The organism is Pseudoxanthomonas sp. UTMC 1351 (genome assembly GCF_040948865.1).
GTDB lineage: Bacteria > Pseudomonadota > Gammaproteobacteria > Xanthomonadales > Xanthomonadaceae > Pseudoxanthomonas_A.
In genome coordinates this window covers 1-8,711 of sequence record NZ_JAVGJT010000055.1, presented here as the reverse complement: position 1 = coordinate 8,711, position 8,711 = coordinate 1, and the positions used below count along the sequence as shown (strand labels likewise).

The 8,711-nt window shown below is 59.6% G+C and carries 11 protein-coding genes and 3 pseudogenes; 11 read left to right on the top strand and 3 right to left on the bottom strand.

The annotated features are described in order from the left end of the window. Positions 1–68 precede the first annotated feature (68 nt). A pseudogene (locus AB6O04_RS20385) lies at positions 69–418 on the top strand (DUF1214 domain-containing protein). Between the two features lie 339 nt (positions 419–757). On the opposite strand, the gene AB6O04_RS20380 reads toward AB6O04_RS20385, so the two are convergent. Continuing rightward, positions 758–1,033 (bottom strand): hypothetical protein, encoded by a 276-nt coding sequence (locus tag AB6O04_RS20380; RefSeq protein ID WP_368566246.1) that lies wholly within the window; start codon positions 1,031–1,033, stop codon positions 758–760. 234 nt (positions 1,034–1,267) lie between these two features. Here AB6O04_RS20380 and AB6O04_RS20375 point away from each other — a divergent pair, with 234 nt between their 5' ends. The 10 genes and pseudogenes from AB6O04_RS20375 to AB6O04_RS20330 form a co-directional block, all read left to right on the top strand. Next, positions 1,268–2,617 (top strand): PrgH/EprH family type III secretion apparatus protein, encoded by a 1,350-nt coding sequence (locus AB6O04_RS20375; protein WP_368566245.1) that lies wholly within the window; start codon positions 1,268–1,270, stop codon positions 2,615–2,617. After that, on the top strand, positions 2,614–2,943 hold the full coding sequence (locus AB6O04_RS20370) for an EscF/YscF/HrpA family type III secretion system needle major subunit (RefSeq protein WP_368566243.1): 330 nt from the start codon (positions 2,614–2,616) through the stop codon (positions 2,941–2,943). The genes AB6O04_RS20375 and AB6O04_RS20370 overlap by 4 nt, the downstream gene beginning before the upstream one ends. A gap of 70 nt (positions 2,944–3,013) precedes the next feature. Continuing rightward, entirely contained in the window at positions 3,014–3,301 is a 288-nt protein-coding gene (sctI, locus tag AB6O04_RS20365) for a type III secretion system inner rod subunit SctI (protein WP_368566242.1), read from the top strand. Between the two features lie 32 nt (positions 3,302–3,333). Further along, the gene (sctJ, locus tag AB6O04_RS20360) at positions 3,334–4,146 is read left to right on the top strand and encodes a type III secretion system inner membrane ring lipoprotein SctJ (protein WP_368566241.1); all 813 of its coding nucleotides are present in this window, start codon (positions 3,334–3,336) and stop codon (positions 4,144–4,146) included. Beyond that, positions 4,136–4,702: a hypothetical protein gene (locus AB6O04_RS20355; protein ID WP_368566240.1), complete on the top strand. Its 567-nt coding sequence runs from the start codon at positions 4,136–4,138 to the stop codon at positions 4,700–4,702. The genes sctJ and AB6O04_RS20355 overlap by 11 nt, the downstream gene beginning before the upstream one ends. Then, on the top strand, positions 4,659–5,357 hold the full coding sequence (locus AB6O04_RS20350) for a hypothetical protein (protein WP_368566239.1): 699 nt from the start codon (positions 4,659–4,661) through the stop codon (positions 5,355–5,357). Before AB6O04_RS20355 ends, AB6O04_RS20350 begins: the two co-directional genes overlap by 44 nt. Before the next feature lie 47 nt (positions 5,358–5,404). Then, positions 5,405–5,581, top strand: coding sequence for a hypothetical protein (locus AB6O04_RS20345; RefSeq protein WP_368566238.1), 177 nt, complete (start codon positions 5,405–5,407; stop codon positions 5,579–5,581). A gap of 149 nt (positions 5,582–5,730) precedes the next feature. Continuing rightward, a complete protein-coding gene (locus AB6O04_RS20340) occupies positions 5,731–6,006 on the top strand; it encodes a hypothetical protein (RefSeq protein WP_368566237.1) in 276 nt (91 codons plus the stop codon). 548 nt (positions 6,007–6,554) lie between these two features. Then, positions 6,555–6,905 (top strand): lipid-A-disaccharide synthase N-terminal domain-containing protein, encoded by a 351-nt coding sequence (locus tag AB6O04_RS20335; RefSeq protein ID WP_368566236.1) that lies wholly within the window; start codon positions 6,555–6,557, stop codon positions 6,903–6,905. 159 nt (positions 6,906–7,064) lie between these two features. Beyond that, positions 7,065–7,349: pseudogene (locus tag AB6O04_RS20330) on the top strand (aldo/keto reductase); the annotation flags it as partial. A gap of 40 nt (positions 7,350–7,389) precedes the next feature. Here the strand turns inward: AB6O04_RS20330 and AB6O04_RS20325 are convergent. Next, a pseudogene (locus AB6O04_RS20325) lies at positions 7,390–7,598 on the bottom strand (transposase); the annotation flags it as partial. Between the two features lie 183 nt (positions 7,599–7,781). Next, positions 7,782–8,285 carry an ADP-ribosyltransferase gene (locus AB6O04_RS20320; RefSeq protein ID WP_368566235.1) on the bottom strand — a complete coding sequence of 168 codons (504 nt, stop codon included), beginning with the start codon at positions 8,283–8,285 and terminating at the stop codon, positions 7,782–7,784. Positions 8,286–8,711: the final 426 nt, after the last annotated feature.

Here is an 8,711-nt window from a genome sequence, read left to right as displayed (position 1 = left end):
TGAACTCATCGGTGTACCGCTTCGTGCTCATAACCACCTCCGCCTAAGCCATAGTTTATGGCTGCGAGGTGTCTACGAAACCCGGGGCGATTCAATGCAACTCGAAGGAAGAGGCGATATACCCGGTGCACAGTGTCGATGCGGAAGGGCAAAAGCTGGACGGGTCACATCGCTACTCTCTTCGCCCTGCGCCGAGGAAACTGCCGCCCGTCCACATGTTCTGGTCGCTGGCGATGCATGAACTACCGTCGAGTTTGCTGGTCGCCAACCCGATCGACGGCCATCTGTTCAACATCTCCGATGTTGCCGAATTTCAAAGAAGGATTCTGATGGCGGCATCACGCTGCTGATTCAGAACGAATCTCCCGGCGAGCGCAAGGAAGCGAACTGGCTGCCGGCGCTCAAGGGCGGTTTGTGATGACTATGCGATTGTATTGGCCCAAGGACGAGGCATTAGAAGGAAAATGGACGGTGCCGCCGTTGACGAAGGTCGAATAATCATGAAACGGACCACTGAGGCAGGCACTATCAACGTTGCGGTAAGGCACTGCCGCGTCGTCGCCGCTCGTCACAATGGTCGAACGTCTGGGTTGCATGCCGACTGGCTGCCTGCAAAAATATTCTGGCGATAGATTTGGAAGCATCGCCCCGGTAGCCGCCCCGCTTTCCCGAAGACGCAGTCCGACGGTTGTGGTGGACTAAGGAATTCTCGGTAAGACCAGTACCCAATGCGTATCAATTCTAGCGCCGTGTCTCATCATCTGCTGCTCGGGATATCGCGTAATGATGCCATCGTCATAGTTACCTTTGCGACGCCATTCCGATCGAGAGTTTGAGGCAGCGCATCGGGGCCGCCGACCAGGCATCCACTGAATTCTGGCAACTCTAGACCGGTGATGTTTGAAGCCTGATACGCGGTCGGGCCGAGCGGCGATACCGGTTGCTCACGCACGTCGTCGGCCAGCTTTTCGCCGGCCCGCAACTGACTTATGAGTGAAAGAAAAAGTAAGATTCTTTTTGATGTGTAGTTCATGCATCTGTTGTCGCGCGGATGCGCGCGCAGATGCTCGCCTTCCTCGGCCACATCGCAGCGGCACTACTGAGCGTGCAGTGCGGCAAGCATAACGCAGCCCGTTGTCGGGCCCACATCTGTCTGCGCGCGCACTGCCGCGTGGAGTTGTACGGGAGGGCCTAAGCTTTCAATCCTCGGTGCTTTGTCGGCCACCAGGCGCCGCCCTCATCGCGGCCACCCCGCACCTGGCAGACGTTGCCGCCGCTCAATTGCGACATTTCCTGGTCACGCGCGGGGTGCGTCCGTTTACACCTAGAGGCCGCATCCAACTATTGTGGCTGGGAAATAAGCGTTCCGAGGGAACCCGTGTTCGAAATGAAGCTAAAACTACTGACCGGCACGCTCAATGGCGCCGAGTACGCCATTTGCGAAGGCGATGCCGTGTTTGTCGTTGGTCAGCAGAAAGATCTGCTCAGTGGCAATGTCGGACAGACGTTGGCGGGGGCAGAGAACATCTATTTCGTTCCTGACGAGCGCGCGCAATGCAATTTTATCATCCGTCTTCGCGTGGATGCCCCATCGGAGGACCCTGCGGGTGTTTACAACGATGCCCCGCTCCCCGAGCTCCAACTCGGGGTGGCCGACGAAACCGGCCGCTGGTGCTTCGCGCCGATCGATATGCAGCGGGCACATCGCGCAGGAGAAGTGTATCTAGCAGTGCGGCCGGCCGACGAGGTCTGGGCTCGCGAGGTGCTAGATTTCGAACCGCCGCTGCCGCAGGCATTGATGTCGGAGTGGGCGCCGGTCCCGGAGCGCAGCTCGTGGCGGTTGTGGGCAGCTGGCGCCTTGGTCTTGTCAGCGCTGGCGATCGGCACGGCGGTGTGGATCCGGCACCAGGCTCCGGAAACTCGGGTCACGACCCTGGAGGCCGAACTGCAAAGTGCGCCGATGGACTATACCATTGCATATGGCAGCGATAGGCGCCTGTACGCATTTGTCGATACCGCCCAAGGAGTAGCCTGGGGTCGGCGCGCTATCGAGCGATTGGGTAAGCAAGGCGATGCGGTCTTCGTCGAGCGCACCGCCGAAGCCGAACGCTTAGGCCGTCGCTTGACCGAGTCGGACATCGATTACGTGACCATCCGTCTTCGCGATCCTGCCCGCCCGCAGATTGTGCTGGCCGCGCCAGATAGCCGGCCAGCGGATATCGAGCGTACGCGCACGCTGCTGGCGCCGGCCATGCCATATGCCCAGCATCTGCACATCGAGGCGGTCAGTGATCGCGAGTTGGTGGCGATGGTGCGCGACGACCTACGAGCGCGAGGCATCACCTCGCGCGTGGACGTATCCAATCGTCGCATCGGCGTCTCCAACGATACGTTCTTGGATGATGCCGGACTCAACACGATGGGCCGCTACCGCCAGATGTTCTTAGAGCAATGGGGCTACCGCCGCATCTCGATCAATATCCTGTTGTGGGACGACATGCTCAAAGGCAACTCCTTTCATTATGCGCCGCAACAGATCCTCTCGATGGGAGGAGGTATGTGGAGCTTTGCAACTCCGGTGCATAGCGTACCGGCCAATCTAGAGGAAACGAAATGACTGACTCCATCCGATCTGCTTCCATCACCCCACTGAACTGGGACGGCGGCCCGCAGGGCAACGACGGCTCCCGTTGGAACGGTTGGCTTGATATGCACAGCGAGCACTTTGACGGCGGCGTTGCTGACCTGAAGGCTAAGCTGGATCAGGCTTTCCTGGAACTTGCCGGTGACGGCACCGCCGCCAATCCGGGCGATCCATCTAACCCGGCGAAGCTGGCGGCGTATCAGACCGCGTTGTCGGAGTACAACCTGTATCGCATGCTGCAGTCAAACTCGGCCAAGAACCTGGCGGATATGCAAAAGCAGAACGCTCGCAACATCTAAGTCTGACCCTGCCGATGGGCAGGATCGGACGTTGCGCTCTTCTTTATTCTTCAGTGCGGTGGACTCGATCATGAACATTTCAAACATCCAACTCGGTCATTTGCCAGTAGCGTCGCCGCTAGAGCAGGCCACCCCCCTGAGCGAACGTTTTCAGGCGGCCTGGGCCGATGCCTACGTACAGGCCGGCCAACGCCGCGCTGCGATCGAGGCGGCCAGCAACGACCCCAATGTCGCCAGCAATCCCGAAAGTCTGTTCCGACTTCAGACGCAGCTGCACGACTATGTGCTCGATATGACGGTCACTTCCAGCCTGGTCAGTCACATGGTGAAAGGCACCGAAACGCTGTTGAAGTCCTAATTGGACTTGCAACGCATTGGCATGAGCGGACAATGACGAACATTCGATCGAAGTGGGCACTGGGTGCGTTTGCCGCCAGCTTGCTCTTGCTGGCGGGTTGCCAAAAGGCAAGGCTGCTGGAAGGCTTGAACGAGCAGCAGGCCAACGAAGTTGTGGCAGTGATGTTGCATAACAACATTGCGGCCCACAAGCGCAACGGCGGCAAGGCTTCGTATGCTGTGGAGGTGGCCGATGCCGATTTGGCGCAAGCCATCGATCTGATGCGCCATCACGAACTGCCCAGCAAGGCGCCAACTCAGATCGCGCAGGCGTTCCCCGCCGATGCGATGATCAGCACGCCTTTGAGCGAGCGGGCACGATTGTATTCGGCTATCGAGCAGCGCCTGGAAGAATCATTAGCGGCGATGACCGGGGTGCGTAAGGCGCATGTGGGCGTGAGCTACGATCTGCGCACCAGCAGCGGGATATCGCAAAACCAGGTCCCTGATGGCATGCGCTTGGCGGCCGTGGTCGTCCATGAGCCAGGAATCGACGAACTGGTGCTGGTGCAATCAGTTAAGCGCTTCTTGCGTAACACCTTCGCCAATGTCGAGTATGAGAATATTTCGGTGATACTGAGCGCGGGCGCACCCAATCGCGTGTTGACGGCGACTCCCTCCCGTTCGTCGGTGGGGCCGCAATGGTGGGCGTCGCTGATATGGGTGGGCATGATCGTATTGGTCGGGCTAGGTGCGCTGGGATTGATTCGTCGCCACGGTCAAGAAAAGAGCGCGGCTTGGGTTCAAGGCGTTACCGACAGGCTCAAGCTCCTGCCCAAGCCACAGGCGCGGCGCGATGCTAGCTGAGCGAAAACTGCGGGTCCTCTACGATCCCGTCTCGTACATGGTCGGCTGGCATGATGTGGGACCGTCACTGACCGCTCACGGGCGCTCAGTGCTTAACGAGGTTCTGGTGCATCGGTATGCGCTGCCACCGTTTGCATCGGTGACGGCCGATCAGGCGCGCTGGGTGCGGCGGCTGTTGCACGGTTGGGATGCCATTCCCGCGGCGGCCTATCTGATGGCATGTTCATTGTGGCGTGATCGTCTGGCTGGCCAGCGCTTGTTCCAACAGTTCGAACCGCAGGTGCACGCCTTTCTCCAGTACGAGTTTCCACACACCCGCGTCGACGGCGGCGTGCCGTCGTCACGCCAAGCGCTAATCGACTGGGGCGGCGCCTGCCTTCCAAGGCTAATACCACATCTGCCGCCCTGGCTTAGTGGTCGAATTGTCTTGCGCTTTCACGCATTGCCGCCGGGCGTGCCCGAACCAATACTCACTTCCGACAATCTGATCCGCTTTTCAATGGCCTTGGCTCATGTTCAGAAAGATCCCCGATTCTGCCGTTCCCTTTGCGCGTAATGGCGTCATTGCCGCCAGCACGCTAGGGCGCGCCGAGCGTCCAGAACGGCTGCAACGGTTCGCAGAAAAACGCGCCGCACAAACTTTAGCGCAAGCACAGCTGCGCGCCGATGAACTGCATGCGCAAGCGTGCCAGGACGGGTATTTTGAAGGCCTGGCGCAGGCCCTGACAGCGGCGGTGCCGCGGCTGGCTGAACTGCTGGCCGACGAGGTGCGACTCAAGGCGCAGGTCCGCGCGGAGATGGAAGGGCGTATTCGCGTTGCACTAGCCGAGGCCAGGATCGAAGCGGCATTGATTGCACAAGCTTGCTTGCTCGGCCCCGCAGAGGCGACGGACGAGGCATGGACGCTATACCTGCCCGATGATCGTGCCAAGCTCATCGACCATCTGAAGATGCGCATAGGTGAGGACACGCTGCGCGTGCGGCCCGGCCAGTTGCCTTATCCCGTGCTCGAACGTGGCGATCACGTCATCGCGCTTGACACGGCCGAACCGGCATTGCGCCAGCTGTCGGCTTGGCTCGGCGAACAGGCCCTCGCCGAGGCTTTGCAGCAACGCGCTTCGCAATACACCGTGGCGGTGGAGCGCTCGCTGAAAGCCAGTGCCACCCGTACTCACCTGGTCCATTTGGATAAAAAGGTTGAACGCACATGATTCCGGCACTTGACAGCTCTACCGCGCAGTTGCGCACACCCTTAGATATGACTGTAACGCCGTTGTCGGCGCGCATGGAGCATGGAGGCGAAGAAGACGATCGCACTTCGCTGATCGAGGAGTTGACCCGGCACATTGCCGTACAGCATTTCATTGAGGCTCTGCTGCAAGGTGAGCCGGAGCTGACCGGTGTGCCTACTCTGTCCCTCGACGGTGAGTACTGATCGGCATCGCCGAATCATAAAAGACGCGGTGGGCAACGTCGCATGAGCTGCACCGCTTTGCGGAGCCACCGGCCGATGGCGTGCATCAGTGCTCCTCTTCAGCACGTCGTGATGCCACTACACATAGAAACCTATCGAGGTGTCCCGCCATGCATATTTGCGAGCTTACCTATCGGCTCCTTGAGAAGTTCGAGATCGCCGTGCCCGGCGTGGATCCGACGCGGTTGGAAGTAGCGGGCTATCCGAACGAAAAAGTTCTAGAAGAACTAGAAATGTTGCGTTCAAATGGCCTTGCTGATGCCATTGCGGCTCACGACAAGGTTGGAAAGCCGTATGCTGGCATGATTATTGGACTGACGCAGGCGGGCTCCGACCTGTTGGGAGCATGGCGCTGCGGCCAGCGGGACAGGAACTACGGTGACTAAATCAGCGTCTCCGCTTCTGAACAACGTAGCCTTGTAGAGGGTAGGTTAGATAGCTGGCTAGGTCGGTCATCCTCGATCCTCCCAGGAAAGCCGGCGGCCGGTAAGTAGAGGGTTCGACAAAATGGTTCGCGTGACTTATTGGGAGTCATGCCGTGAGGACGTCATGTTTACCAAGGAGCAGGTCGCGTTTGCGTTGAAGCAGGCTAGCTCGAGACGGCGGTCGCCGAGATCTGCGGCAAGATGGGGTTTCTGAAACTACGTTCTACAAGGGGACGAAGAGGTGCGGGGCCTGAAGCCATCGAATTGAGGCGGCCGCGTCAGCTTGGAAGAAGGAAATCGCACGCTGATGCAGGTGGTGGCCGACCTGAGCTTGGACAAGGGCGATGTTGCAGGCGGTGGTCGCAAAAACTGGGGGCCATCAGCGTCGCCGGTATCGACGGGATAGGGCCAAGCGCAGCGGGGGTCGACTTGCGTGGCGCGGTTGCTGCCCCGGCCCTGGCGGCGGCGGGGCGCCAGATCGGTATTTAGACTGAAGAGGCATATCAATGATGAACCAGGAACTCCTGTGGCTTGGCTGGAGCGGCCTGCATCTAACCCCGTGGAAGCTGATTGGCCTGACCGGCGCGCTGATGTTCGGTGCGCGCTGGGTGGTCCAGTTTCTGGCCTCGCGCCAGGCCCGGCGGCCAGTGATTCCGCGTCTGTTCTGGTACATGAGCTTGGGCGGCAGCGGCATGGCGCTGAGTTATTTCCTGTTCTCGACCAAGCAGGACGCGGTCGGCGTGCTGCAGAACCTGTGCCCGGCGTTCACTGCCGCCTATAGCCTGTATCTGGATATCCGCTATCAGCGCCGTCAGCGGGAGCCCGCGCAAGCAGGCGCCTTGTCGGCGCAAGACGGCTGAACCCGGAAGCGGCGGCAAGCACGCGCTGCGACAGCCCGTGACCGGCGGTCCGTGCAAATAAGAAACGGACGGCCGTTCCAGGCCAGCCATCGGGGAGGTTCTCCGGCTGTTTCGGATCGGATCCGTATCGGCATAGACCAGAGGGTGTAGAAGCGACCCATGAGTGTGCGTCCGGAAAATCCCCACGCCGGCCTGCAGGAACGCGGCCTAGGCCGGTGGCATTGGCAGCTCGGTGTTGGGATTCGGTGCTGTGCCGATCGGCAATCTGTATACGCCGGTGTCAGAAGACGACGCGTAGGCCACGGCGGTACACGCCGCGTTCGAGGGCCGAATCAGGTTCTTCGATACTGCGCCCTATATGGTTACGGCCTCAGCGAGTCGTGGCTGGGCCATGCCTTGTCCTCCCGGCCGCGCAATGCATACGCGATATCGACCAAGGTCGGCGTCAACGATGGTAGGCCGGCGCTGAGTTGGGCTTCGGCGTATACATCTTCTGCAGTCGCCGATGCTCTTCCTGCAGCTCCCTGAGTTGGGACATCAGCGACGCACCATGCCGCCGAACTTGCTGCGCCACTTGTAGAACGTGGCCGAGCTGATGTCATGCTCACGGCATGGCTCCGGCACCGGGGTGCCGGCCTCGGCTTGCTTCAGTACGGCAATGATCAGGCTATCGGTAAAGCGGGACTTCTTCATGGAATCTCCCCGGGTCAGGGTACGAAAGAATTCCACTTCTGTCTGCTGCCAATCTGCGGGGGATTACTCTGAGTATCTACGGGACCCTGGGCGATTCAGTGGTGGCTGGGCTGTTGCTCGGACACAAAGACTCGCGAAGCGCCGTGCTGTATCACGACACTCGCGGGAGCGAATGGATCACGATCACGAACTACCGTCGGCCGGCGGCGCGCCTGACTCGCCAATCAACTCAACCGTAAGCTTGTGCAAAGGTGCTCTTTTTCCCGGCAGAACCACGTCTAGAACATTGAAATGGGCACCTCGATCAAAGAGTACTTCGCCTTCGTTACCCTCGGCTGACGCCTTCTGTATCTTGGTTAGATCAATACCTTGGCCATTGCACTTCACAACAAGCATTACAGGCACTCGCCCCTCGTACTCTGACTTTGCGAAGGATGTGGCCGAGCCGATATGCGGCGTGGCTGACATGAATGCTGGCTCATGAAACTTTCTTGTCTCAATTACGCGGTTGAGCTCAGCCTTTTCTAGGCGAAATCCGCGATAGACTTCGCCCTGATAGCGCATGCCGGCAGACGCTGAGCGGAGCGCAGAGGACATGGCAGCGTCCCACGCCTGCTGTTCAGGAGACAGAACCTGACCAGACCTCAAAGCTCGATTCAGGCCGACAAAATCGCCAGACCAACTCATTACTTGGAAATCGCCGCCCGTTGTTCTGGAGTCCAAGAGACCCGATCGCGACCATTCCTGAGCACAACAGAATCCACCGCGCCATCGCTGTTGCTACGTGTCGATTCATGCGCGAACGCGTTCCGGATTGAGACGAACGCGTCTCGCAAGGTCGCTTTAAGGCTGCCTATCAGATGCGGGAATTCTTCCGAGGTTTTCCCTGCCGGTGCGGTGTGGGGACGCTCCTCATTATAAAGCGCCGCCACAAAGCGTCGCCACGCTGTTCTTCCTCGATCCGCCGAAGGCTGCGCTCTTCCTGGCGGTCCAGAGATCGCGTGAGCTTTACATGGATAACCAGCTTTCCGGAGCGTTGCGGTCGCTTCTTCCGGGGCCACTGCACGTCTTGGACACGTACTTGGCATTAATCAGACGGATCGCATACCAATT

Bases quoted from the DNA above. Each gene is read 5' to 3' on its own strand.
- AB6O04_RS20380 (WP_368566246.1), bottom strand. From the start codon at position 1,033: ATGAACTACACATCAAAAAGAATCTTACTTTTTCTTTCACTCATAAGT.
- AB6O04_RS20370 (WP_368566243.1), top strand. From the start codon at position 2,614: ATGACTGACTCCATCCGATCTGCTTCCATCACCCCACTGAACTGGGAC.
- sctI (WP_368566242.1), top strand. From the start codon at position 3,014: ATGAACATTTCAAACATCCAACTCGGTCATTTGCCAGTAGCGTCGCCG.
- sctJ (WP_368566241.1), top strand. From the start codon at position 3,334: ATGACGAACATTCGATCGAAGTGGGCACTGGGTGCGTTTGCCGCCAGC.
- AB6O04_RS20355 (WP_368566240.1), top strand. From the start codon at position 4,136: ATGCTAGCTGAGCGAAAACTGCGGGTCCTCTACGATCCCGTCTCGTAC.
- AB6O04_RS20350 (WP_368566239.1), top strand. From the start codon at position 4,659: ATGTTCAGAAAGATCCCCGATTCTGCCGTTCCCTTTGCGCGTAATGGC.
- AB6O04_RS20345 (WP_368566238.1), top strand. From the start codon at position 5,405: ATGACTGTAACGCCGTTGTCGGCGCGCATGGAGCATGGAGGCGAAGAA.
- AB6O04_RS20340 (WP_368566237.1), top strand. From the start codon at position 5,731: ATGCATATTTGCGAGCTTACCTATCGGCTCCTTGAGAAGTTCGAGATC.
- AB6O04_RS20335 (WP_368566236.1), top strand. From the start codon at position 6,555: ATGAACCAGGAACTCCTGTGGCTTGGCTGGAGCGGCCTGCATCTAACC.
- AB6O04_RS20320 (WP_368566235.1), bottom strand. From the start codon at position 8,285: ATGAGTTGGTCTGGCGATTTTGTCGGCCTGAATCGAGCTTTGAGGTCT.